29 protein-coding genes and 2 pseudogenes are annotated in these 22065 nt (G+C 61.3%); 15 read left to right on the plus strand and 16 right to left on the minus strand.

What is annotated here, in order from left to right; translation table 11 throughout:
• Positions 1-39: 39 nt before the first annotated feature.
• The 3 genes and pseudogenes from X265_RS30640 to X265_RS41115 all read right to left on the minus strand — a co-directional run.
• Positions 40-1722 (minus strand): methyl-accepting chemotaxis protein, encoded by a 1683-nt coding sequence (locus X265_RS30640; RefSeq protein ID WP_128968220.1) that lies wholly within the window; start codon positions 1720-1722, stop codon positions 40-42.
• A 97-nt stretch (positions 1723-1819) separates the two neighbouring features.
• Positions 1820-2953 carry a methyl-accepting chemotaxis protein gene (locus tag X265_RS30645; RefSeq protein ID WP_347339915.1) on the minus strand — a complete coding sequence of 378 codons (1134 nt, stop codon included), beginning with the start codon at positions 2951-2953 and terminating at the stop codon, positions 1820-1822.
• A gap of 45 nt (positions 2954-2998) precedes the next feature.
• Positions 2999-3454, minus strand: a pseudogene (locus tag X265_RS41115) (cache domain-containing protein); the annotation flags it as partial.
• A 473-nt stretch (positions 3455-3927) separates the two neighbouring features.
• On the opposite strand from X265_RS41115, the gene X265_RS30650 reads away from it, so the two are divergent.
• Together X265_RS30650 and X265_RS30655 are read left to right on the plus strand one after the other, a co-directional pair.
• Complete coding sequence (locus tag X265_RS30650) at positions 3928-4428, plus strand: hypothetical protein (RefSeq protein ID WP_128968221.1); 501 nt, start codon at positions 3928-3930, stop codon at positions 4426-4428.
• A 12-nt stretch (positions 4429-4440) separates the two neighbouring features.
• Positions 4441-4845, plus strand: a complete 405-nt coding sequence (locus X265_RS30655; RefSeq protein WP_244659453.1) for a hypothetical protein — start codon at positions 4441-4443, stop codon at positions 4843-4845.
• Here the strand turns inward: X265_RS30655 and X265_RS30660 are convergent.
• Entirely contained in the window at positions 4842-5441 is a 600-nt protein-coding gene (locus X265_RS30660) for a TetR/AcrR family transcriptional regulator (protein ID WP_128968222.1), read from the minus strand. The two genes, X265_RS30655 and X265_RS30660, sit on opposite strands and share 4 nt — an antisense overlap.
• Before the next feature lie 155 nt (positions 5442-5596).
• Between X265_RS30660 and X265_RS30665 the strand changes: the two genes are divergently transcribed.
• The 3 genes from X265_RS30665 to X265_RS30675 all read left to right on the plus strand — a co-directional run bounded on the left by X265_RS30665 (position 5597) and on the right by X265_RS30675 (position 7742).
• Positions 5597-5974, plus strand: coding sequence for a tautomerase family protein (locus tag X265_RS30665; RefSeq protein ID WP_128968223.1), 378 nt, complete (start codon positions 5597-5599; stop codon positions 5972-5974).
• Positions 5975-6066: 92 nt separating this feature from the next.
• Positions 6067-6462: a GFA family protein gene (locus X265_RS30670; protein WP_128968224.1), complete on the plus strand. Its 396-nt coding sequence runs from the start codon at positions 6067-6069 to the stop codon at positions 6460-6462.
• 251 nt (positions 6463-6713) lie between these two features.
• A complete protein-coding gene (locus X265_RS30675; protein ID WP_244659452.1) occupies positions 6714-7742 on the plus strand; it encodes a linear amide C-N hydrolase in 1029 nt (342 codons plus the stop codon).
• A 48-nt stretch (positions 7743-7790) separates the two neighbouring features.
• Here X265_RS30675 and X265_RS30680 read toward each other — a convergent pair whose 3' ends face one another.
• The 3 genes from X265_RS30680 to X265_RS30690 form a co-directional block, all read right to left on the minus strand.
• The gene (locus X265_RS30680; protein ID WP_128968226.1) at positions 7791-8717 is read right to left on the minus strand and encodes a CobW family GTP-binding protein; all 927 of its coding nucleotides are present in this window, start codon (positions 8715-8717) and stop codon (positions 7791-7793) included.
• Positions 8718-8720: 3 nt separating this feature from the next.
• Positions 8721-10211, minus strand: a complete 1491-nt coding sequence (locus X265_RS30685) for an amidohydrolase family protein (RefSeq protein WP_128968227.1) — start codon at positions 10209-10211, stop codon at positions 8721-8723.
• Positions 10212-10512: 301 nt separating this feature from the next.
• Positions 10513-11046, minus strand: a complete 534-nt coding sequence (locus X265_RS30690; RefSeq protein ID WP_128968228.1) for a 2'-5' RNA ligase family protein — start codon at positions 11044-11046, stop codon at positions 10513-10515.
• 539 nt (positions 11047-11585) lie between these two features.
• On the opposite strand from X265_RS30690, the gene X265_RS30695 reads away from it, so the two are divergent.
• Positions 11586-11759 carry a DUF3606 domain-containing protein gene (locus X265_RS30695; RefSeq protein WP_080669711.1) on the plus strand — a complete coding sequence of 58 codons (174 nt, stop codon included), beginning with the start codon at positions 11586-11588 and terminating at the stop codon, positions 11757-11759.
• Between the two features lie 541 nt (positions 11760-12300).
• Here the strand turns inward: X265_RS30695 and X265_RS30700 are convergent.
• On the minus strand, positions 12301-12558 hold the full coding sequence (locus X265_RS30700) for a hypothetical protein (RefSeq protein ID WP_014491568.1): 258 nt from the start codon (positions 12556-12558) through the stop codon (positions 12301-12303).
• 275 nt (positions 12559-12833) lie between these two features.
• On the opposite strand from X265_RS30700, the gene X265_RS30705 reads away from it, so the two are divergent.
• A complete protein-coding gene (locus tag X265_RS30705) occupies positions 12834-13079 on the plus strand; it encodes a DUF6894 family protein (protein WP_014491569.1) in 246 nt (81 codons plus the stop codon).
• Between the two features lie 114 nt (positions 13080-13193).
• On the opposite strand, the gene X265_RS30710 is transcribed toward X265_RS30705, so the two are convergent.
• Positions 13194-13541 carry a hypothetical protein gene (locus tag X265_RS30710; protein WP_128968229.1) on the minus strand — a complete coding sequence of 116 codons (348 nt, stop codon included), beginning with the start codon at positions 13539-13541 and terminating at the stop codon, positions 13194-13196.
• Between the two features lie 346 nt (positions 13542-13887).
• On the opposite strand from X265_RS30710, the gene X265_RS30715 reads away from it, so the two are divergent.
• From X265_RS30715 to X265_RS30725, 3 genes and pseudogenes are all read left to right on the plus strand, one after another.
• Positions 13888-14148 (plus strand): hypothetical protein, encoded by a 261-nt coding sequence (locus tag X265_RS30715; RefSeq protein ID WP_028160512.1) that lies wholly within the window; start codon positions 13888-13890, stop codon positions 14146-14148.
• Positions 14145-14434: pseudogene (locus tag X265_RS30720) on the plus strand (hypothetical protein). Before X265_RS30715 ends, X265_RS30720 begins: the two are co-directional and overlap by 4 nt.
• A gap of 61 nt (positions 14435-14495) precedes the next feature.
• Complete coding sequence (locus X265_RS30725; protein ID WP_014491573.1) at positions 14496-14774, plus strand: DUF1488 family protein; 279 nt, start codon at positions 14496-14498, stop codon at positions 14772-14774.
• A gap of 486 nt (positions 14775-15260) precedes the next feature.
• Here the strand turns inward: X265_RS30725 and rpsU are convergent, their stop codons facing one another.
• Positions 15261-15539 (minus strand): 30S ribosomal protein S21, encoded by a 279-nt coding sequence (gene rpsU / locus X265_RS30730; protein WP_128969474.1) that lies wholly within the window; start codon positions 15537-15539, stop codon positions 15261-15263.
• 449 nt (positions 15540-15988) lie between these two features.
• Between rpsU and X265_RS30735 the strand changes: the two genes are divergently transcribed.
• The 3 genes from X265_RS30735 (at position 15989) to X265_RS30745 (ending at position 16808) form a co-directional block, all read left to right on the plus strand.
• Positions 15989-16198: a cold-shock protein gene (locus X265_RS30735; protein WP_128968230.1), complete on the plus strand. Its 210-nt coding sequence runs from the start codon at positions 15989-15991 to the stop codon at positions 16196-16198.
• A gap of 96 nt (positions 16199-16294) precedes the next feature.
• The gene (locus X265_RS30740) at positions 16295-16537 is read left to right on the plus strand and encodes a hypothetical protein (RefSeq protein WP_014491576.1); all 243 of its coding nucleotides are present in this window, start codon (positions 16295-16297) and stop codon (positions 16535-16537) included.
• Positions 16538-16592: 55 nt separating this feature from the next.
• Positions 16593-16808, plus strand: coding sequence for a hypothetical protein (locus tag X265_RS30745; RefSeq protein ID WP_014491577.1), 216 nt, complete (start codon positions 16593-16595; stop codon positions 16806-16808).
• Between the two features lie 14 nt (positions 16809-16822).
• Here the strand turns inward: X265_RS30745 and X265_RS30750 are convergent, their stop codons facing one another.
• The 3 genes from X265_RS30750 to X265_RS30760 form a co-directional block, all read right to left on the minus strand.
• Positions 16823-17005 (minus strand): hypothetical protein, encoded by a 183-nt coding sequence (locus X265_RS30750; RefSeq protein ID WP_014491578.1) that lies wholly within the window; start codon positions 17003-17005, stop codon positions 16823-16825.
• Between the two features lie 310 nt (positions 17006-17315).
• A complete protein-coding gene (locus X265_RS30755) occupies positions 17316-18254 on the minus strand; it encodes a putative zinc-binding metallopeptidase (protein WP_244659451.1) in 939 nt (312 codons plus the stop codon).
• Positions 18255-18319: 65 nt separating this feature from the next.
• Positions 18320-18694, minus strand: coding sequence for a hypothetical protein (locus X265_RS30760; protein WP_128968232.1), 375 nt, complete (start codon positions 18692-18694; stop codon positions 18320-18322).
• An 18-nt stretch (positions 18695-18712) separates the two neighbouring features.
• On the opposite strand from X265_RS30760, the gene X265_RS30765 reads away from it, so the two are divergent.
• Positions 18713-19522, plus strand: a complete 810-nt coding sequence (locus tag X265_RS30765) for a transglutaminase-like domain-containing protein (RefSeq protein ID WP_035701104.1) — start codon at positions 18713-18715, stop codon at positions 19520-19522.
• A 60-nt stretch (positions 19523-19582) separates the two neighbouring features.
• Here X265_RS30765 and X265_RS30770 read toward each other — a convergent pair whose 3' ends face one another.
• The 3 genes from X265_RS30770 to X265_RS30785 all read right to left on the minus strand — a co-directional run bounded on the left by X265_RS30770 (position 19583) and on the right by X265_RS30785 (position 20996).
• The gene (locus tag X265_RS30770) at positions 19583-19822 is read right to left on the minus strand and encodes a DUF6894 family protein (RefSeq protein ID WP_014491582.1); all 240 of its coding nucleotides are present in this window, start codon (positions 19820-19822) and stop codon (positions 19583-19585) included.
• A gap of 477 nt (positions 19823-20299) precedes the next feature.
• Positions 20300-20536, minus strand: coding sequence for a DUF6894 family protein (locus X265_RS30780; RefSeq protein WP_014491583.1), 237 nt, complete (start codon positions 20534-20536; stop codon positions 20300-20302).
• A gap of 259 nt (positions 20537-20795) precedes the next feature.
• The gene (locus tag X265_RS30785; RefSeq protein WP_128968233.1) at positions 20796-20996 is read right to left on the minus strand and encodes a hypothetical protein; all 201 of its coding nucleotides are present in this window, start codon (positions 20994-20996) and stop codon (positions 20796-20798) included.
• Positions 20997-21755: 759 nt separating this feature from the next.
• Here X265_RS30785 and X265_RS30790 point away from each other — a divergent pair.
• Complete coding sequence (locus X265_RS30790) at positions 21756-21953, plus strand: hypothetical protein (RefSeq protein ID WP_128968234.1); 198 nt, start codon at positions 21756-21758, stop codon at positions 21951-21953.
• Positions 21954-22065 lie beyond the last annotated feature (112 nt).

Below are 22065 nucleotides of genomic sequence, written 5' to 3' on the forward strand. Positions count from 1 at the left end.
CTCCCCGCAAAAACGGAGCAAAGCGGGAAGGCGGAGAACCTACGCCGCCCGCACGCCCGCAACGAAGGCGCTGACCTCGTTCTCCAGCGATTGGAGCTTCTCAGTCAGGCGGCCGCTCGATTGCAGCACGAGGCCCGCGGCCTGGCCCGTCTCCGCGGTCGCGTCGGTGACGCCGGAGATGTTCTGCGAGACCTGGTCGGTGCCGGAGGCCGCTTCCTGCACGCTGTGGGCAATGGCCTGTGTGGCGGCGCCCTGCTCTTCGACCGCGGCTGCGATCGACGAGGAGATCTCGTTGACCTCCAGGATCGTGGCGCGGATGCTCTCGATGTTGCCGACGACCTGATTGGTCTCGGCCTGGATCGCGGTGATCTGGGCGCCGATCTCGTCGGTCGCTTTGGCGGTCTGGCTCGCCAGCGACTTCACCTCGCTCGCGACCACGGCAAATCCCTTGCCGGCCTCGCCAGCGCGCGCGGCTTCGATGGTGGCGTTGAGCGCGAGCAGATTGGTCTGCGAGGCGATCTGGTTGATGAGGTCGATCACCTCGCCGATCTTGTGGGCGGCCGCGGCCAGCCCCTGCACGGTGTCGTTGGTACGCTGGCCGTCGGCGGCAGCCTTGTCGGCGACGGTTGCCGCCTGCGCAACGCGCTGGCTGATTTCAGTGATGGAGGCCGACAACTGCCCGGCAGCCGAGGCTACCGTCTGCACATTGTTTGAGGCCTGCTGGCAGGCGGTGGCGACGAAGCTGGCGCGGTCGGTCGCCTTGTTCGCGGTTTCCGACATGCCTTGCGCAGCCTGCTGCATCGCGCGCGCCTCGCTGAAGACGTCGCGGACCACGGCCTGGACGCTCGCTTCGAACCTGCCGGCGAGCTCGGCCATGGTCTTGCGCTTCTCGTCGTCGGCCCGCTGCTTCGTCTCCTGCTGTTCGGCATGCATCCGGCCCACGGCCGCGGCATTGTCCTTGAACACCGCCAGCGCCTTGGCGAGCCCGCCGACCTCGTCGCGACGGTTGGTGTAGGGCACCTCGAACGCGCTGTCGCCGGCGGCGAGGCGCTCGGTCAGTCCGGTAATCGTCGCGAGCGGCCGGGTCACGCTGCGGCCGATCGCGAAGGAGGCGCCAAGCACGAGCACGAACACCGCGAGGCACACGAGCCCGAACGTCATTGCATCCTGGCGGAACACGGCGTCGACATCGTCGAGATAGATGCCGGTGCCGATGATCCAGCCCCAGGGGGCAAAGCCCTTCACATAGGAGATTTTCCCGACCGGCTGTTCGAAGCCGGGCTTCGGCCAGAGATAGCTGTAGAAGCCCGCGCCCTGTTTCTTGACGACGTCGACGAAGCCGAGGAACAGCGCATTGCCCGAGGGGTCCTTCATCCCGGCGAGATCCTTGCCGTCAAGCTCGGGCTTGATCGGATGCATGACCATCTTCGGGGTCATGTCGTTGATCCAGAAATACTCGACCTTGTCGTAGCGCAGGCTCTTGATCTCGGCCATCGCGGCTGCCTGCGCCTGCTCGCGCGGGAGTTTCCCGTCGCTCTCGAGCTTCTGATAGTGCGCCAGGATGCCGTAGCCGACATCGACCATGTGCTGGGTCTTGGCCTGGCGGTCGGCGACCATCTGGCTGCGCAGGGTCGACAGCGCGATCGGCACGAGCGCGATCATGCCGAGCAGGCTGATGCCGACAATGAGGACCAGCTTGAAACTGATGCGGGAGAAAATCATCGGAGCTCGCAAGGACTGGGCGGGGCTGATATGCCATTTTATCCCGACCTCCTTAGCGAAGCCTTAAGCCTTTCGGTTCCCCGAAGCGCGGACCTGCTCAGGCCGCGCGGACGGAGGTAAGGAACGAGCTGACCTTCTGCTTCAGGCTTGCGCTGTCGGCGGCGAGCGACCGAGCCGCTGACAGGACCTGAGATGACGCCGCCCCCGTCTCGGACGCGCCGCGCTGCACGTCGGAAACACCGGCGGACACCTGCTGGGTGCCATGCGCAGCCTGCTGGATGTTGCGCGAGATCTCCTGCGTGGCCGTGCCCTGCTCCTCAATGGCTGCGGCAATTGCAGACGCGATTTCCGAGAGGCCGCCGATCGTGTTGCCGATCTCCTTGATCGCGGCGACGGACTCGCCGGTTGCCGCCTGCATTCCGCTGACCTGCTCGCTGATCTCACCGGTCGCCTTGGCCGTCTGCTCGGCCAGCAGTTTCACCTCCGAAGCAACGATGGCGAAGCCGCGGCCTGCATCGCCCGCCCGCGCGGCCTCGATGGTGGCGTTGAGCGCCAGCAGATTGGTCTGCGCCGCGATCCCGTTGATAAGCGCAACGATGTCACCAATGCTGCTGGCAGCTCTCGCCAGCTCGGTGACCCGCTCGTTTGTCTTGTGCGCCTGCGCGACGGCTTCGCCGGCCATGCGGGCCGACGTCTGCACCTGTCGGCTAATCTCCGTGATCGAGGAGCTGAGTTCTTCGGTCGCGGCCGCGACGGACTGGACGTTGGTCGAAGCCTCGCCCGAAGCCGCAGTCACCGTCTTGGCGAGGTCCTGTGATCTGTCGGCGCTCGACGTCAGAGTGTCCGCCGAGGTCTCGAGCTTGCCTGCCGCCTGCGAGACGGTTTCGATGATTGCGCCGACCGCGTGCTCGAAATCATCGGCGAGACGGTACATGTCCTGTTTGCGCTGGGCGGCGGTATCCGAGCGCAATCGCTCCTGCTCGGCGCGCAGCTTCTCGCTCTCGGCCATCCGGTCGCGGAAATATGTCGTGGCACGCGCCATCTGCCCGACTTCATCGGCCCGCTGCGCTTCGGGGAGGTCGATCGACAGATCGCCATCGGCCAGCGCCTGCATCGCCGTGCTGACGCCGCGAATGCTGCGGCTGACGGCGAAACCGACCAGTCCGACCAAACCGATCGCCGGAAACGCGAGCAGTCCGATGATGCCGAGGATCTTCCAGACCATCGCCATGAAGTCGGTCCAGATGTCATCGACGAAGACGCCGGTTCCGATGAAGATCTTCCAAGGCGCAAAACCCTTGACGTAGGACAGCTTCACCGCCGTCTTCGGATCGTCCTGGCGCAGCGGCCAGTCATAGGCGTAGGTACCCTCGTTCTACTTGCGCACGATGTCGAGGAGCGCCGGGATAACGGGAACTCCGTTGCTGTCCTTGATGCCGGAGACGTCCTTGCCCATCAATTTCGGGCTGGGATGAGCGAAGCCCACCTGATCATAGGTATGGGCAAACAGATACTCGTCGCCCGAATATCGGATCTTGAGCAACGCATCCTTGAAGCGGGCCTGAGCTTCGTCGCGGGTCAATTGTCCCGCGACCGCAGCGGCCTCGAATTTTTCCGCAAGACTGTAGCCGGCGTCGACCATGGCTTTCAGGACGTTGACCCTGTCCTGATACATGCGCTGGTACATCGACCACAGCGCGATGCCGGTCACGCAGCAGATTGCCACGGCCATCGCAAGTACGGCACTCAGAAGTTTTGTTCGGATCGAAATCTGGTTGAGCACAGTTTCTCTCTCTAAAGGCAAGCCGCCAGCGCGCGCCGCATGCAATCAAGCGGGGGCGACCCGACCATCGCCCGAATGGATTCGATATGCCTTGGCCCGCCTTAAGGCGTCGTAAATCAGGCCATGCGCCACGCTTGTTTCCGGCGTCTGCGGCAATATGGTACGGCGCGCACGCTTTGAAGCAGGAGGTCGCGGTGAAATGGGCGTGGCCGACGTGAGCTCCCGTCCCGGTTCCCTGATTTGAACGGTTCAAAAAACCGGGCTCGTTGAACACGAGCTCTTGCAGGGTCTGTCGCATGGATCGGCGCGCGGGGCCACTGCTCGAATTCTAGAAGACCTCGATATCGCCCTTCGCGGCGTTGACTTGCGCGTGCCGCTGGCAGAACGATCACCACAGAGCGCAGCCAGCAGCCGGAGGATTCATGGATCGATCGACGGACACCAGGACGCTCTCCTTTCCCGCGTTGTGCGCAGCAGAGCGGCTCCTCATCTGGGGATTTCGTGCCAAGGCGCGCAGCGGGACCGCAGTTCCGACCGCGGCAGATATTCAGCATGTGTACGACCATTTTCGCGTCGGCGACGCCGTGCCTTCGCTGGAGGCCATCGTCGAGATCTTTGCGTGCACGGCACATACGCCCATCGAGGTTCATTGTCCCACCTGCCCGAAGATGTCGGGCAGCGAGCACGGAATCTTGCGCGCGATCGCGGCTGCGCAAGAGGAGCGCATCGAAGTCGCACGCCAGCAGTTCGAGTGCTGGCTGCCGCCGGTCGGCGCCGATTGGGCGCTCGTGCCCGTCAGGGGGCTCGCGACAATCTTCCGCATGGCCGGTCTCATCTTGCCGGATCGACAAATTCGTCCGCTCGACGTCGCGCGGACGATGACGATGCAGAGCTGGTTCGTCGGAAGCCCCACCTTGCACTGACGAGATCGCCGCATGACGCAGGACAAGCCGCGAAGTGTCGAAGGCTGCGATGAATTCTGTCGCGTCGCGCTTTCGCTGTTCCGATTCATCGGCGCGGCCTATGCGACCGGCGCCTCCGATTGCTGGGAGGCGGCCTATCGCTTCGCCGACGAAGCGCCCGGCATTTCCGACAGTCCGTTGCTGGTCGCCCGCGTGGCCGCGCTGGTCAGGATCCTGCGCAGCGGACGTCCTTGCGAGCTGTGCTTCATGCCGCCGTCGTGCCGGAAGCTGTCAAAGGACGAGGGTGAGTTGATGCGGCTCCTGGCCCTGGCGCGCGGCAAGGAGGCTGGCGAACTCAAAATTGTCATCGGCCAGCTCGTCGGCCTCGAGCAGGAAGTTGCGGCCACTCGGGCCGTCAACGCGCTTGCGGTCTGCTAACGCCCGGTCTTGCCGAGCACGAGGTCGATCGTGTGAGCGGCGATCCTGCGCAACTGCGGCTCGTCATCGTAGGCGCGCTCGAGCACGGCAAGGCCGCGCGTCACCGTGATGATGTGCAGCGCCGCGGCTGCGGGATGGCCGCTGAACTCGCCGCGTTCGGCGCCCGCCACCAGCGTATCCTGAACCAGCGCGGTGATGCGCGAGATGAGAGTTGCGAAAGCCTTGCGCGCCTCCTCGTCGAGTCCCTCGCCTTCCGCCGCGCCAAGCTCCATAAGGCCGCGTGTGGTCGGGCAGCCGCGTGGCGGTGAACCGGACCGGAAATTGGTGATGGTCAGATCGAAGAACGCGGTGAGGCGTTTACGGAGTGAGCCGGTGCCGAGCGCCTTCTGCAGGGCGGCGAGATAATCGCCGGCATAGCGTTCATAGGCCTGGAGGAACAGCGCCTCCTTGCTGCCGAAGGCATTGTAGAGGCTGCCGCGCTGGACCCCGGCATCGCGCGCAATGTCGGACAGCGAGGTGCCGCGCACGCCCTTGCGCCAGAACTGGCCGAATGCGATTCGCAGGACATCGTCGTGATCGAATTCGCGCGGTCTCAAGTGGTGCCCCCTGGTATTTGACATCACGTCAAGAACGTGATTTCTAGACATCGTGTCAAGAATTAACTGGGATTGATGGCCCGTTTCGTCAATGGCCGAACGGTTGGTGCTTGGATGCGCCTGCCGATCGGGCCCGCATGCAAAGGAACCAGCTGATGCCCCTCCTTCATATCTCGATGCGTGCCGGAAAGCCGGACGCCTACCGAAAGGCGATCCTCGACGGTCTCTATCGCGCCATGCGCGAGGCGCTGAACGTGCCTGAAGGCGACGAGTTCATGACCATCAGCGAATATTCGCCAACGAACTTCCGCTGCGGCAATGCCTACGGCGTCAACCGCAGCGACGATGCCGTGCTGATCCAGATCACCGTGTTCGCTTCGCGCACCGCCGAGCAGAAGAAGGCGCTGTATCGAAGGATCGCAGAGCTGCTCGGCGACAACCCGGGCATCCGTCCCGAGGACGTCTTCGTCAACGTGCTCGATGCGCCCGCGGAGAACTGGTCCGTCGGTCACGGCATCGCGCAATTCGCGTGAGCGTGCCGGATCTGCCAACACCCCCTTGAGAATTGCCGGCCGGAAGGGTCTGATAGGCCGCGGAGCAACCATCGCCGCAAAGGGAAGGTGACATGGCTATGTTCCGGGGAAGCTGCCTGTGCGGCGAAGTCGCATTCGAGGTCGAGGGTCCGTTCGACCGTTTCCTCAATTGCCATTGTTCGCGCTGTCGCAAGGCGACCGGGACTGCGCATTCCTGCGAGGTGATCGTCAAGGCCGGCGCACTGCGCTGGTTGCGGGGCGAAACATCCGTCGCACGCTTCGATCTGCCCGACGCGCGAAGTTTTGCCACCGCGTTCTGCAAGATCTGCGGCAGCCCGATGCCGCATCTGACGCGAAGCGGGCGCGAGGCCATCATTCATGCCGGAGCCTTCGACGAACCGCTCGGCGCAACGCCTGACCGCCATGTCCAATGGGCATCACGCGCAGAGTGGTACGCGCACGGTCATGAATTGCCGGTGGAGGATTGATTGCCCAGCCGCGATTCGCGTGGCCGTCACCTCGTCGAGTTCGGCTTTCGAGAGTGCCCCGAACTCGGCAATAAAAGCGGTCCGCGCGCGCCCTTGCGGTTGATGAATGTATAAAAAGCAACCTTAGTGTTGACAAGGATCAATGACGTTCGCGTGCCGCCGGCCCCAACATTGTTTGGCTGGTGATTAACATGAAGGCGGACGACGTCATGATCCAAACTTCCTTTCGGAGCCGCACTCTCGCGTGGGCGGTGATATTGACGTTTGCGGGCACCGGTCTTGCCGCGGCCTGCTCGCGCGTACTCTGGGCCGACAATGGCCAGTCGGTCGTGGTTGCCCGCAACCTCGATTGGGTTGAGGACATGCGCTCCAACCTGTGGGCCTTTCCACGTGGCATTGCGCGCGGTGGCCTCAGCGGCGACGACAATTCGATTACCTGGACATCCAAATACGGCAGCGTCGCCGCCTCCTCCTACGACGTCGGAACAGCCGACGGCATCAACGAGAAGGGCTTGATCGCCAACGCATTGTGGCTCGCCGCTTCCGACTACGGCAAGCGCGATCAGGGCGTGCCGGGATTGTCGCTCAGCCTGTGGACGCAGTACATGCTCGACAATTTCGCGACCGTCGCCGAAGCCGTGGCCGCGACCGAGAAGCGCGATTTCCAGATCGTCCCCACCTCCTTCGTGGTCGCCGGCGCCGACATGGCCGTGACCATTCACCTGTCGCTGGCGGATGCGAGCGGCGATTCCGCGATCATCGAGATCACCGGCGGCACGCCTCACGTCTATCACGACCGCTCCTACACGGTCATGACCAACGACCCGCCCTTCGCCGAGCAACTGAAGAACCTGCAGCGTTACCAGGGCTTCGGCGGCACGGAACGATTGCCCGGCACGACCGAGGCAGCCGATCGGTTCGTCCGCGCGGCCTATTATCGGCAGCACCTGCCCAAGCCGAGCAATTACCGCGAGACCGTCGCCGGCGTGCTCTCGATCGCGCGCAATGTGGCCCAGCCCTTTGGCAGTTCGGACGCCAGGCATCCGGATCTGTCGCACACCATCTGGCGCGCGGTCGCGGACGCCACCGACCGCATCTACTTCTTCGAGTCAGTGCTCAGCCCAAACATCGTATGGGTTCGCCTCGATGGATTGGACTTTGCTGCGGGTGCTCCGGTGCGCAAGCTCGACCTCGTGCACGAGGGCGGCGACCTCGTCGGCGACGTGACCGGGTCATTCAAGCCGAGCGAGCCGCTCGTGTTCCGCAAAGGAGGATTGTGATCCGGCAGGCGTCGCAAAAGACGGATCTGTGAGACGTGCATCATGGCTTCACCCGGGCACTAGGCACGTTGCCATAACCTCGTCGAGCTCGACTTTCGAGAGCACCCCGACCTCGGCAATGAAGACGATCCGTGCCCGCGGCACGCCCGGTGCAGGCGACTCGCCCGGCGCCAGGGTGGCGCGGCCGGCGGCGAACTGGAACACCATCTGGCGGCCGGGCTGCTCGACGGTTTCGAACAGGCCCTTGGCGCGCGCAAGCTTTGGCGCAAGCCGGCCGATCGCCTGCTGCAGCCGCGGCAGCGAGAGCGGCTGGTCGGAGGTCCAGCTCAACGTCTCGAAGCGCTCTTCTGCCGGGCGTTTCGGTCCCGGATCGCGCGGCGCGGATGCGCGATCGCTCGCGAAAAACAGCAGCGCGGACGGGATCTCGCCGTGCTTTGCATCGACCACGACGGCAGGGACGCGCTGCGCGCGGATGGCCTCGCGCATCCGCAGGCCTGCGCCTTCATCCGCCAGATCCAGCTTGCTCAACGCGACGATATCGGCGACGCGCAGTTGCGAGCGTTGGAGCGCATCGTCCAAGGCCGCCGGCGGCGTCGCGGCGTCCAGCACACAAAGCACCGTTTCCACCGGCGCCTCGCGCAGGATGACGGGATCCATCAGGTTGCGGACGATATCGGCGGGATCGGCGACACCGCTGGTTTCGATGACGATGTAATCAGGCTTCGGATCACGCCGCAGCAACGTCGAGAGCGTGCGCAGGAGATCACCTTCAAGCGAGCAGCAGATGCAGCCGTTGCTGAGGCTCACCACTCCGTCGCTTGCGCCCGCGATCAACTCGGCATCGATGTTGATCGCGCCAAAATCGTTGACGACAGCGGCGATCCGCCGCCCGTCCGCGTTGGCCAGCAGATGGTTGACGACCGTCGTCTTGCCCGCCCCCAGAAAGCCCGTCACAAGGAGAATGGGGACCGGCATGGATCAGTTCCCGACGACGGGACGGCGCACGGGCTTTCCCGGCCGCGCCGCGACGTCGAGCACGCCGTCGCTGATCAGCACCTGACCGCTGACCACGAGGTGCCGCACGCCCTCCGACGGGCGGTTCATTGCCGTGAAGGTCGCGCGGTCCGATAGCTTCTCATAGTCGAACACGACGATGTCGCCATCCGCATCCCTGGCGAGCCGGCCCTTGGCGCGCATCGCGGGCGTGCTCTGCGACAGGATCTCCGCGGGAATCAGCGCGCATTTGCGGATGCCTTCGAGCAGCGACACAGCCTTGCGCTCGCGCACCCATTCGCGGATGAACTTCGTGAAGCAGCCGGCCGAGCGCGGATGCGAGGTGGCGTCATCGGGCAGCGGCCAGGCGTCGCCCTTGTAGGTGCTGCCGTCAGACAGCGTCCATGGCATCGCGTCGGACGCGATCGCGCCGCCGGGATAGAGCACCGACATATCGAGCAGGTCGCGGTGATGCGCATTGTTCTCGGTGTCGAGGATGTGCCAGAGCACCAGCGAGGACGGCTCCTCGGCCTGCGCTTTCAAGAGCTCCTCGCGGTCGTGGAAGCGATAGCCGTCGGTCACGCGCTGCACGGAATCGTAACCGGTGCCGTTGCGTTCGACAAACTGGGGATCGCTGAAGAACGCCGCCGCCAGCACGGTCGAGCCGGTGCCATAAGGGTAAGCCTCGACGGTGATGGGGAGCCCTTGCGCCTGTGCCTTCTCGATCAGCACGCGGCAGCGCTCGACGTCGGTCTTGCTCGACGAATTGAAATGGCAGATGTGCATATGTGCGCCGGTGGCGCCGGCGTAGCCGATCAGGCGGATATAGGCCTCCGCGGCGCTTTCGGGGTCGATGCGCGACATGTAGGCGACGTGGGTAAAGGTCGGTACGTTCTGCTTGGCTGCGAGCTGGCAGACCGCCGTCAGCTCCTGCACGCCGGCGCCCGGCGCATAGGCGTTCAAGATACCGATGCCGATACCGCCTTCATTCAGGCCGCGCGCCAGGCGCTCGAGGATGCCGGCGACCTCCGCATCGGTCGCGACATTGTCCATCCAGCGGCGGTCGCGCATGGCGTTGCCGAACGCCTCCAGCGAGCTCTCGGCATTGGAGCCCGTCATCGCGCCGATGCGCGCGAAGGCCCAGTTGGTGGCGGCGCCGTAATTCAGTACGCGGCCTCGCCTCGCCTGCCGCTCGTACCAGGACGCGACCGGCAGCACGCCGGCCTCGAGATCGAGCGTCGTCGTCACGCCGTCGAACGCCTGCATGCGGTCAGCCGGGATCGACTGGCCGTGGGCGTGCAGATCGATGAAGCCGGGCGCGACCACGAGCCCGGTCGCATCGATCACCCGCTCGGCGCCGCCGAGTGACGAGCCGACCGCAGCGATCCTGCCTTCCACCACCGCCACGTCGCCAACGGCATCCATTCCGCTCGCGGGATCCACAACCCGGCCGCCAGAGATCACCAAACCGCCCATACCGTCACCTCGCCAAACTATCTTTCAAACCCTCCAAAGGCCCGGCAGCAGCTTCGGAGGCAGAGACCGGCCGCATAGTGCAGATTTTTGAGGGAACGAGCACCACCGCCGCTGCCGATGCTGCATGCTTGTACGTGAGGCCCGTCAACCAGGAGCTAGATCGGGGCTTGCAGCACAATGGCGGGGTCCATTTGCCGGCAAAGGCCGTTACGCCCTCAGTAAGGATGACGTCGACCCAAAATTTCGGGCCCGGCTCGCCAGACGAAGCACGATCCATCGCGGCCACAGTCGTGGCAGCCAGTTACGACGGCAACCGCCACTCGGCGATTATCCGCACCGGCGGGAAGACAACGCAATCCACCACGTCGAACGTCAGCTCGATGCTGCGGTCGAACGCCCGCGCAAAGGCAATGGCGTCATTGCGCCGTTCGTCGGCGACGGCAGTGCCGAGGGTACAATGCGGAATCCATGCGCCCGGCCGATAGTGAGGACGACAATGTGCCGGATCGATTGCCGCGCTGACGGCGCGGTGGATACGGGCCAGGGCGCTGTCGACCACCGGCTCCGCCCAGAGCACAAGCGGAGAGCCTTCGAACCAGCGTATTCGCTTGAATTCGATCCGCAGTTGCGTTTCACCAACAACGGCTGCCAGCATGGCGTCCCATGCGACCTGTTGTTCGATCGCGGACCCATCGTAGATCGCAAATGTAAAATGCGGGCGGTAGCCGAGCGCGCGCATCGATGGTGCGGCCTCGAATGCGCCGACCTGATCCCACAATCGCTCGATCTCGGCTGCCGAATTGTTGTCGGCTCGAATGTTGATCGCCAATGCCACGGGCTCACCCGGGGGGGTAGAACAACCAATCAAGATCGATGGGGGAAAATTTGCAGAATTGGCGCGCCATTCAGAACAAAACTGCGAACTCATATATCATTGAAGTTATTATATAAAATGAACATGCCTGACAAGTGGTCGAGTTTAGGAAGCGAGTGCTTCCCGAACAAGTACCGGGGCTTGTGAGCGGGGCGGAGCCCAATTTGGGCAGCTGTTGAGTTGCACAATTGTCGGCCGAGGGACCGAAATGTGGACACGGACATTGTGTGGTGTCCAGGGCAGCTTTTCCGAATGCCGCGAGATTTCCAGATTGTGGCCCGCGGGGGAAGCCGGTCCATCCTAATTGCGGTCCCCGGCCAAGCCCACCTTAGCGCTACGCGCCTAGATATTTCCGAAATGGGGGAACGCCGGTCTGGGGGGACTATTGCCTCTGCGGCGGCGGAAATTTTGCGAGGAGCAGGACAGTCACCATCGCGGCCGGAGCGGCGTAATGCCCGCTTAGTCGCGATCAAGCCACCCCTCCAAGCAAGAGAAATATCATGAACAGGTCGAAGCCAACCCATTTCCGCAACTCGTTGAATTTGAGAGACAAGGTGCAGGTCAAGATCCTGCGCAAGCGGCTCAAGCTGACGGATGAGCAGTTTAGCAGCGTCCTTCGCAAATCGGGCATTTCAATCTCGGCTATCGCCAAGGAAGCCGCTACTTTGAAGTGACGAACAGCAGCGACGGGCATGAAGATAGTCTTGTCTCCATTGTCTTGCGACGCGATTGATTGTCTTTTCGATTGTCCCAGTAGCTCAATCGCGACAGATGCTTCCAGATTCGTCGGCGTATCGCCAACGATATAGCGCCCGGGCAACCGGATCACGCGGCGCGAACATGGCTGGGTTACTGACTGCCGGCCGGTCATCACTCATTGAACACCAGCCGTCCGCCTTAATGCAGATCTCGACTCGAGCGTCCCTTTGCGCTCGATACGGATTATTTGTCCCACCGTTGTGAGCTTCCGTCCATTTTGCCGCGTCGGAGGCCGTTAACTTGTCTGCATCATTCTCGCACTGCTTTGCGATCTGAATCAGACGGTCGCGGGGAAAAGCATAGTATCTCACGGCATGGGGAATCAGCGCGAGCGCAATGGCTGCTGCCAACGTGAGCTTGATCAATCTCAGCAAATGGCGCCCCAACCGACAAACAAAACAGTAGAAGAATGCTCGACAGGCTTCACCTCGGGGCCGCACGCTGCGCCAAGGTATTTCACCGCTTCACAGGCTCAGTCGGTTTCGCGGTATCCCATGGGCGTTTGCCGGACGCGTCACGATCCCATGGGCGCGCAACCGATGCTGATTTCTCTTCCAATACATCTTTAGCGCGTGCCGCCTTGATCTGGTCGCGAATTGACATTTCTGTTGCAGCAGGCGCTTGCTCGGCCGCTCGAACGTTAGCACTGGATGACAAGAAGAGGATCGCGCCGACCACCAAGATCTTTTCCATCAATGCCGATAGCACGATCACCCGTTGTTGTCCGATCTATCTTCGACCCCAGCGCGGAGCTAACAACAACGATCGCCTTCCACGCAACGCAGTCGACGCAGTGATAGTCAGCCGAAGGCTGCCGTGCAGCTTATGCAGGTGTGCCAGGCTAGACAGCGGACTTTGAGATCCTCGTGCGGGCCGCCGGACCAGCAACCATTTTCTGCCACATCTCTTGTCCTCCATCACCGATCGAGGCTGCACAAGGGGCATCGGTCGCTGGCACATGGAACTTCCGTCTGTCTCCGGAGTGCGTCATGACCCGGTACTATTTCGATCTCGTCGACGATGACGGCCTGTTCCTTGACGAGGAAGGTCTGGAACTTGCTGACTTTCGGGCGGCGCAGGTTGAGGCGGCAAAGTCATTGGCCGACATGGCACGGGATGCGACGTATGAATCTGGCAGTTCTTCAAAGCGCCATATGGCAATTGCGGTACGGGACGACGCCGGTCCCGTGATGCATGTGGGGTTCGAATTTGGCGACGGAGGGCGGCAACAGTGACAGGGCCTATGGGTGCCGGCGTTGCTCCTCGATCCACCTTCGAGCATCCATGAGGTCGCCCCTCGTCGCGCCGCAATAGCGGTCAAGCGTCCGCCTCACGCTTGACTGCGCCGCCTACCTCTTTTTTGCCGACCCGAAATCCGGCTGCCAGGCGACCTCTTTCCGGCTGGGCTGTGCTGCGATCACCTTGGCTTTTTCCTTCTTCGGCTTCTTGGCTTCGCGATTGCCGCGTTGCTGTCCCTTGCCCATGACGTCCATCTCCTGTTGGGGTTCAAGTTCTTTCAGTTCGTCCGACTGCAGGATGCGCCCGCGAGGCGTGCAGACGCGGACATCCATGTAACCGTCGCGCAGCAGCTTTCGCGCGAGCCGCAGTGCAACGATCGCGCTGCCACGGCCGAGATTGGCGCTGCCATATTCGTTGGTCCCCATGACCAGGTAAGGCACGCGCGTTGCCTTAGCCATTGAGGATGGCCGCAGCACACACCAGAAGCAAAAGGAACAACGGAACGATCACCGGCGGGACCATCCATTCCGAGGCGCGAAAACGCGACATCGAGCGCTCCTGCAACTCTGTCGGCGGGAGCGCACGTGACCCTCAGTCACCGGTCGATGCCGTTGAGAAGTGCGGTGATGCGACAACCCTACGCCTGCGAGGCGCCAATAGCGAGTGCTAAAACGCAGTTCGGGCAAGGCTGCACTGCGACGTCAGCGCGCGGCAATGGCGAATGTGCTGGCTATTGCTCAATGACGGGCGCATGGTCGTCGCTGTCGGTCGGTTAGGGCCCCTCTTGCAAAAAGGCAGGCGTGCATGACCATCCGCTCACGGCGAGAGACCGTCACGTTCAGACATCCGTTCCGAATCCGCGGCATCGAGCGGCTGCTGCCCGCCGGCGCCTACGAGGTCATCACTGATGAAGAAACGATCGAGGGTCTCACCTTCTCGGCCTATCGCCGCATCGCCACGATGATTATGGTGCCGGCGGAAGGCGTTCGCGACTCAATGGAGATGCTCTCGATCGGCTCAGTCGATCTCGCCAATGCGCAGGCTGCGGATGCGAGCGCCGCATGACTGACCATCCCGTAGATCTCGACAAGCATCGCGGCATGGCTGCGCAGAAGGCTACCGATCTGCGCCGCGCGCTGGCAGACGTCGAGGCCCGTGTCAGGGAATTGCGTGAGCGGGAGGCCGAACTTGAACACCGCATGATGACGGTGCCCGCCGCTTCCTGGCCGGAGGCTGCGGTCAAGGCGCGGCACCTGCTCAACCTCTATGCCGCGAGCCTGCCCGCCGAGGATACGAGGCGCTGGTCGCGTCGTTGCTCGACGACTTCGTCCGGCTCTCGGGCGAGGACTGACGGCAGAGCAACTCTCCGAACGCGCGAACGTGCCAGCAACGGTCACTTAAAGGAGGAAGCCATGACGCTCACGAGCGGTCGCTACATCGGCCACGAATATGACCGGATGATCGTGCTGTTCTCGATGCAGGACGGCGGTAAGGAAATTCCCTGCGCGATCTCGACCACCGCGATGGACTATCTTGAGCGCGGCCCGCAGGTCCGCCCCGAGCAGCGCGAAGCCCAATTCGTCCGCCTACGCGACCGCATCGAGGCCCGCGCGGCCAGCAAGTATCGAGCGACGGAACTTGAAGGAGATCCTCGGGGTATCGTGCTGCGCGGCATCGATTTCAGAACCTAACAACATGCCATGTCGTGATCTGGGAATCGCTTAGGCGAATTCTTCACAAGTTGGCCCCGGCGCCCGATAACTCGCCCGGCAGAGACGGACAGGCCGATGCTCAAGACAACGTCAATGCGTTCTGGACGTCGCAAGGAACCCGTAAGCGACTGAAGGCCAGTTAACGATCAATAGTTTTTCTTGAACGATCGACGCGGACGGCCCTGAACTCCGATGGTCCCTCGATCAAACCTTCGCATCGCTTGATCATCGCCCTTCGCAGAATTGTCCGCCCTCTCGTCTATAACTTTGCCAGCCAGGTGAGCGGCACGCGCGCGTTGGGTCAGAATGCGATGATCACTCGTGCCCGTCTTCGTCATCTCGATCTCCTGGATTACAGACCGCGACTGAAATCTGGCAGCTACGCACCCCCGCTTTTGCTGCGTCGAACTCGGCGCAACCACCATGGCAATCTATGGCAATAACGTTCCTCTACGCGCATTCCCGTTACGCGCGCTCCTTGCCGGCGATCTGCGGCAAGGGAGGCTTGCGCTCGGGAAGCTTCTTTTTCGGGGGCGCCGGCAGCAAACCTTCCCTGATGGCCTGCTTCCGAGCGAGCTTACGGGCCCAGCGAATAGCCTCGGATTTTTCGCGCGTCTTTCTTTCGGAAGGCTTTTCGTATGAGCGCCGCTGCTTCATTTCGCGAAAGACACCCTCGCGTTGCATCTTCTTCTTCAGAACACGAAGGGCCTGGTCGACATTGTTGTCGCGAACAAGTACCTGCAATTGACATTCCTCGCTGGGCTGCGAATGCGCAAGTCCTGCATGCAGCCAATTGCGCAGGAGTCTCGTGGCGATTGCGATGATGGGAGTGACGGCGTCTTCTTCCGCCGGCCTCGAACAAGCCGGTCTATGCGTCACGGCAATCAAGTTCGGTAGAGCAACGTGACCACTGTCAGCCGCGCTGTCAATGGATAGAGCCGTTCCCACACGTCGTTTGGAGCCCTCGATCGCAAAGGAACGTTCGCCCACACGCGCTCGTGTAGCAGCGCTCTCGGAAACAATTTTGAGTGTTGCCTTGCAAAAAGCCGAAAATGATATATATTAAAGAAATTCGATTAGCCGCTGTGCCTTGTTGAACGCGCCCGCGGGCTCCTTTTCCAAAGACATCGACGAAGTTGAAGTAATCGCGTGCTCGTCACGCGATACGCGCTCGCGCGCTTTGGAGAATGAAAATGACGACAGGTACTGTTAAGTGGTTCAACGGCCAAAAAGGCTTTGGATTTATCCAGCCGACCGACGGCAGCAATGATGTGTTCGTTCACGTCAGCGCGGTCGAACGGGCTGGCCTTGCGGGTCTCGCCGAGGGCCAAAAGGTTAACTTTGAGGCCAAGACCGACAAGATGCGCGGCAAAGTGAGCGCCGAAAACCTCTCGCTGGCTTGATTTGTCGACGCCGCTTTCACGGATGTACTGAAACGGCAGGCTGCCCGCTCGATCTTCGGATGGAGCGGGTTTTGTTTTTCATAATGCGGGTTGAGGATGATCGCCAGGAAATCGGCAGAGCCGTCGCCCGAAGGTATCGCGCGCTCGAACCGCAAGCGATTGGCTGCTGAAGACGGCGCGCGGGCATTGGCTGACGCGGAACGGCAGGCCATCGAGGTGCGAAAGAACATGGCGCGCCTCCGCGAGCTGCGTGAGGCCAAGGAAGTTGCCGACATCGCGTTTCGGGCATCGCTGCCTGCGCCCGCACCGACGAAGCGCAAAAACAGGTCGGCGCGATAGTCGAACTCGCGATCGCACGGCATCATCGTGAAACCGAATTGCACGGGCTGGGTGGATGCCTAGAGTCAAAGCAGACGGCGGGGGAACGATCACTTTCATGCTTGCGCTTGGCGCAGCACGGCAGATGTGCAGGCTTACAACGACGTTTCAGACCGACAAGCAGGCCTTCAGTTATCTTCACAAATATCGAAAAGAATTCGAGCATATAGCCCGTGCGCGGCTCGCCTCCGGCGAGCTCGAAAACGGAATCGTCGTGCTCTCGATGCTCTAAATCGAGAGCGACGATTATGCCCGGGAGTCTTTCGGCTTGGCTTCACGCGCCAATCGGGCCGCCTTCAGACGCTCGTGATTATCGTGCAGGGATTGCTGATCTTTCGCGTAATCGGTCATTGGTTTTTCTGTTCGCACCAATTTGAACGCGTTGTTCGCCTCCCGCAGATGCCGGGCAGCCTTCGCTTCGTTTTTCATCATTTTGATCTCCAGGAATTGGATCAGCGCCGGTCTGGGGCTCGGATATTCGCCATGACAGCCCAAGCGATATTTGCCGGGAGCGGATCAGCGTGAACGCTCCGCTTTGCGCCAGATCTTTCGCGAGGTCTCAGCGCGTTGTCGAACAACGGCAAGCGGACGCTGCCTATGGTTATCAACGCTTTCGCGGGACGCATGTTCCCGAGGGGCGAGCCGAAGCCCACGCCGCCGCTCGTCTGCCAGACGTTCAGCTAAAATCGCAACCAGTGGGGCGCCGCTCACGAGCTAAGCGCTTCCACCAGAACTCAGGTTAGCACATCATCGGCGTTGTGTGCGCGTTTCCTTGCCGATTCCTGAAGGCGGTAATCGCCATATGCACCAAGTGCAGTTTGCCCTCGACTGCGGGTGAAATGTCGAACGGGTACGCGTCGGCAAGACCAAGTGAGCGGTTGAGGCGGTTGATCGTCAGAGCGAGTGGGGTCCACAACTCAAGGAGCGCACCGAAATCGCTTTCTAGATACGGGTCATTCAGCGTGTGCGTTCCGCGCGCGTCCAACGACAACGGAAGTCCTGCCAGGGAATCCAGGGTCGAGACGATGTGCAGGAAGTGAGCGAAAGTCTCTGCCCAATCCTCCCAGGGATGAGACGTCGCATACATGCTAATGTGACTCGCCGGATCGCAAGACCAATCCTGACGGGCATAATAATAGGCAAGCGCTGCCTGGTAGTTCTCTGTCTCGTCGCCAAACACCAGCCGAAACGGCGCTCGAAAACCCGCTTCGTGGATCAGGGCATTCCAGTAAAAGTGCCCTATCTCGTGTCGAAAGTGACCAAGCAGGGTGCGATAGGGTTCGCGAAAGGAAACACGCCTGATCTCGCGTTGTACATCATCGGCCTCCGCAAGGTTGAGTGTTATCAGGCCGGATTCGTGACCTGTCAGGACCGGCCCATGCTCGTCCGAGAGAATCTCGAATGCCAGGCGAAATCCACCCGCGAACGCGATCGGCACGCGAAGCCGTCTCAGGTCGTAGATCAGCCTGCGCTTGGCTTCCTCCACGCGCTTCCAAAGGGCTACGTTACGGGGATTCTGTGTGGCGGGAATGACATGGGTCAGGGAGCAGGACATGCAGTAGGAAGTCGTGGAAACCGCGCACCAGTTGCAACCGATGATATTCCGATTGACGCATTCAAGGGCACTTTCCGCACCGATCATCGCCATATTCTCGGGATCGAAGATCAACGGCTGCATGCAGCCGTTGCATTTGGAGAGCTCGAAGGCCGATAGTTGCCCGCAATGAGGACATTTGAAATCTCTCATGATGGCGCACGACCATTGAGGGTGTCGATCAACGCACGCTGCTTCTTCAACGCGCGCTTCCTCAGAATATCAGCATCAACCTCGCTCACGGTTCGACGCGCGCCCTGGTAAGAGGCCTTCTCAGATACAGGCCGCGCCCCCCAGTCTGGCGTGGGTTGAATCGACATGGGCGTGACTCCGGATCGCATTTTCATCTTCAACAAAGCCTTCAGTTTGAAACGGGTTCCGGTCAGGCGCTGGGCGGATGTTCTCCACTCAATCGAGCATACGGCTGGCGGTCGGGACAGCGATGGCATACTGTTCACACCCGAGCGCTCGCAGCCTTCATCGGTGACGATGCCCAAATGGGGGTTCGTAACGGTCGCAATCATCTCTTTGGAGCTACTTCCATGAAGATCCGCGTCGGCTTCGAGATGATCTACGACTTTCCGCAACCGACCCCTCTTATCGCAGTTGTCGGCACTCACTTCACACGGGCATCCGACATTGTCCTGCCCGATCATCTTGTCAGCGAGCCGTCGGTGCCGATCACGCCCTACCGCGACGGTTTCGGGAATTGGTGCAGTCGTCTTGTCGCGCCAGCCGGCCGCATGCGCCTCTCAGCGGACGGCACAGTCCGAGACAGCGGTCTACCCGACGTGATCGTACCATCGGCCCAACAGCACGCAGTGGAAGATCTTCCGTCGGACACCATCGTATATTTGCTCGGCAGTCGGTATGTCGAGACTGACCGACTTACCGACGTGGCGTGGAAGTTGTTCGAGAAGACCGCGCCCGGTTGGGCACGGGTCAAGGCGATCTGCGACTTCGTGCATAACCACATTGCTTTCGGCTACGAGCACGCCCGCCCGACCAAGACCGCCTGGGAAGTGTTCAACGAAGGCAAAGGCGTTTGCCGGGACTATGCACATCTGGCTATAGCGTTCTGCCGCTGCATGAACATTCCTGCGCGCTACTGCACCGGCTATCTCGGTGACATCGGCATGGCGCCTCCATATGCCGCCGGCGATTTCGCGGGCTGGTGCGAAGCCTATATCGGTGGTCGCTGGTACACGTTCGATCCACGTAACAACATTCCGCGGATTGGTCGCGTCCTGATCGCGCAGGGCCGCGATGCCGCCGACGTTCCGATCACCCAGACATTCGGACCCAACACGTTGCTAAGTTTCAAGGTTTGGGCCGACGAACTCACCGGCTGATCGCAAAAGCGCTGCAATGCGACGGTCCATATCGAATCCCCGGAACCGCGAAAGACAGAACTATTGCCCGGCCTTATTCGCTTCGAAGGTCAACGCGGCTTGAAATACGTGCCCGGCTTCCGTTCGAACCTCGATAGCAACGTCCGGCCGGTTTTCCTCACCGGCCAAATCGCGGGCCAGTCCCGCCAATGTGTGAGCCGCCTCCATCTCAGCCTCACGTTGCGTTGAAAACTCTATTCCGTCTTCGTCCGGATACAGTTCCCGATCGTCTCTGATATCGAAGAAATATCGGATCATCATGAGCGCCTGTTGGAAAGATGTCTGCGCCAGCGCGAGAGGTCCGCAAGCCGATCCAGGATTCGAATTACATTGGCGGCTGAAGTCCCGGAGAACTGAGCCACCTGTTCACCTCCAGGGCAACATCGATCTGCCGGGCCTTCTGAAGTAGTTCGGCGCGCCGGACGCAAACAGGCATCTCTTGAGCCTGCTGGCGCAAATTGATCGCCTCTTGAGTGAGACGGTATTCGAATGTCGAAGATTGAGACTCGCTACGAACCTGCACGGCTTTCTCCCTTGAATGGGCGGGAGCGCGACAGGCGTTCTCATCACCGATGGTTGCCTCGGGTGGGGCGGTGACGACCTTGATATATGTGCTCCAAGGCGCTCCGACCAGACATGATTGAAGAAATGTTTTTGGACAGCCTTACGGCTAGTCGAGTACTCCAACTGGAGCCGGAGACCCAGTCGAGATGGAGGCGTCTGTTCTCACAGGCAGCCTCAATGTTTCGTGCTCTCACTTCGATAGACGATCGATACGCAGAAAAGCCGTTCAGTCATCGAGCGCACTTCAACCGCCAAATCTGGACGACTGCCTTTGAACACGGACTCTCTGGCGATCCCCGTCAGCGTTTGCATCGCTTCAACTTCAGCAGCCTTCTGATTGGGCAGTCGTAGTCCTTCCTCGTCGGCGAAAAACTCGCGGCCACTCTGGATGTCAAAGAAATAGCGTTCCATAAGAGCACTCCACTTCCGTGCAGGCGGGAGCGCTCTCGGTCTCTCAGTCACCGACGCCTACGGGACAAGCCTCGGCCGGTGATCGGAAGACAATACGCCAGCTCTAACTTGGTTGCCAGAGATTCCGGGGCCAGCCGGGTCTAAGCAGCGGCAACTTGGACAGACTGCCTCCGTAAGCGCCTCAGAATCGAATTCGAGCCATCGGGCATCGACCACCATCACCTGACTTGGTCAACGGATTGTTCCGACGACAAGACTATCAGACCGGTAGCTGCAATTCCGGCGAATGCGACCATTCATCCAGGTGGCAGGCGACATCGGCCTGACGGGCCTTCTTGATCAGCGCATCCCTTTCTGGTCCCGGCGGGAGCTTGGCGGCCTGGTCAAGAACTTCTTTGGACCACGCTGTTAGTCGCTCCTGCAACGTGAGTTGTTGTTTGAAACGACGTCGCTTCTGCATGGCGTTCATTTCCAAGTTGATGGCGACAACCGGCGATCTGCTCCGGGCAAAGCCGCGGGCTCACGGTGAACATAACGCTACAAAACAGACAGGTTCAAACCATAACAAAGATCAATGCGACCGAAAAAATCTGGCGCAGGCCGCACACAGCAGCTCTCCGTCCTAATGCATCCAGATTCGGCTGGCCGACAGGCCGATACAGAGAGCTTCTTGGTGTCTTGAGCTACTTACTCAATCTACTCTATCTACCCGCAGGAGCGACCTTACCCATAAACCCGGCGACGTGAGGTGACTAAGCAATGTCTGCTTTGCCCCTATAGCGACCGACTTCGGGCGGCAGCGCAATATGTCGCGATGGGCCAACTCCGGATCTACGTAACCGGCCCACAACTCCAGCGCACGTGCACACGAAGTCCGAGCAAGGGTCGGGTAGAGAGACCCCCGGCTCGGCGAACTGTGCGCCGCCGCTGGCTCTGGGCCGCAAGCTGGACGTATCTCCGCCAAGTGATTTCGGAACGAAGTGCCTCGGGGCGACTTGGCTCGGTGAGACCGTCGCTCGCCGCCAACCAAACGGCGCATGTCGCGGATAGCCAAAGGTCCACCACCGGACCTGCCGTTCTCCGAGCGCTCGCGCAGACAGCCAACAGTGGCTGTCTCCAGTTCCATAGATTGGGCAGCCGTGCCCGCACACGGAAAGCTGCGGAGGAGCAGGCGCTATTTCTGAATCTCGGCGCCGCGTTGGCCGAAGGAGGCTTCGCTATGCCCCATCCCAAGGACATAGACCGCAGCCACAGTCGAGCAATTATGAAAGTGATTGGCCAGCAACTGCGTGCGTCGCTGAAGCTTGAGCCGGAACAACCGGAAAGCTTTAGAGGCCAAATCGAACGGCTGCGGGAATTGGAGGAGCGGTCACCAGCAATTGTTCCCGCTGACGAGGATGGGCAACAACGCGGCTGAGGTCGGCTCTGTTTGAGTTGCTGCCGGCGCGACGGACACCGAAATTACGTGTTTCATGAAGCCGGGGTAAGCTGGAAATTTACTTGCGCTAATGCAGACCAGCCAAAGCGGT

It is taken from the genome of Bradyrhizobium guangdongense, from assembly GCF_004114975.1.
GTDB classification, from domain to species: domain Bacteria; phylum Pseudomonadota; class Alphaproteobacteria; order Rhizobiales; family Xanthobacteraceae; genus Bradyrhizobium; species Bradyrhizobium guangdongense.